2 protein-coding genes are annotated in these 1,086 nt (G+C 75.9%); both read left to right on the forward strand.

What is annotated here, in order from left to right; genetic code table 11:
• Positions 1–751, forward strand: a 751-nt coding sequence (locus A8W25_RS05740; protein ID WP_267890363.1) for an acyl-CoA dehydrogenase family protein, incomplete at its 5' end; no start/stop codon positions are given.
• A partial coding sequence (locus tag A8W25_RS05745; RefSeq protein WP_067156991.1) for a nitroreductase/quinone reductase family protein occupies positions 748–1,086 on the forward strand: 339 nt, incomplete at its 3' end. The genes A8W25_RS05740 and A8W25_RS05745, both read left to right, overlap by 4 nt.

Raw genomic sequence — 1,086 nt, forward strand, 5'->3', positions numbered from 1 at the left:
GGCCGGCGGGGTGCAGGCCCGGTCCGCCGAGGGGGGATGGCGGCTGTACGGCGAGGTCGCCCAGGTCCTCGACGGCCATCGCGCCGACCTCCTCCTCGTCGCCGCCCACACCGGCGGCTTCGCCCGCAGCCGCGTCCGCCTCTTCCTCGTACGGGGAGACGCCGCCGGTCTCCACCGGGCCCGTCACACCACCCTCGACGAGACCCGCAGTCAGGGGCGGCTGCAACTGAGGGAGGTGGAAGGCGAATTGCTGGCCGAGGGCGACACCTTGGCCGCCCTCGCCGCCACCGGTCTCACCGCCGCCGCCACCCTCGCCGCCGAAGCCGTCGGCGCCGCCGCGCACGCGTTGGAGCGGACCGTCGCGTACGTGAAGGAGCGCGAGCAGTTCGGGCGGCCCATCGGGTCCTTCCAGGCCGTCAAGCACCGGCTCGCGGACCGGTACGTACAGGTGCAGGCGGCCCGTTCCGCCGCCTACTACGCGGCCTGGGACCCGGACGCCGGGGGGCTCGCCCTCGCGCAGGCCCTGGAGGCGCTGCGAGGCACCGCCGCCGAGGCGATCCAGCTGCACGGCGGCATCGGGTTCACCTGGGAGCACGAGGCGCATCTGTACTTCAAGCGGGCCGCCTCCGACGAGCTGCTCTTCGGGCCCGTGGCGGCGCTGCGGGCCCGTGCGGCCGACCGTGCCGGGCTGTTCCGCGGACCTCGCACCCCGGACGCCGCCGCCACGCGCGCGCGGGCGGCCGTCCGGTGACCCGGACCCCACGCGGTGTACGCCTCGTCCAGAAGGTGTCCTCCACGCGCGCGTTCGCGAAGGTCGCCCCTCACCTCGTCCCGGCCCTCGACCGGGCCGTGCACCGGCTCACCCGGGGCAAGGTGCTGCCGAGCGCGCGGATGCTGCCGGGGGTGGTGCTCACCGCGCGCGGGGCCAGATCGGGGCTGGCGCGGCGCACTCCGCTCGCCTGTATGCCGGAGGAAGCCGGGACCTGGCTGCTCGTCGGGTCCAACTTCGGACGGCCCGGCCACCCCGCCTGGACCGGCAATCTGCTGGCCCACCCGGACGCCGAGATCAGCTGGAAGGGGCGGGAC

The sequence above is a fragment of the Streptomyces sp. ERV7 genome, assembly GCF_001653515.1.
Taxonomy (GTDB): domain Bacteria; phylum Actinomycetota; class Actinomycetes; order Streptomycetales; family Streptomycetaceae; genus Streptomyces.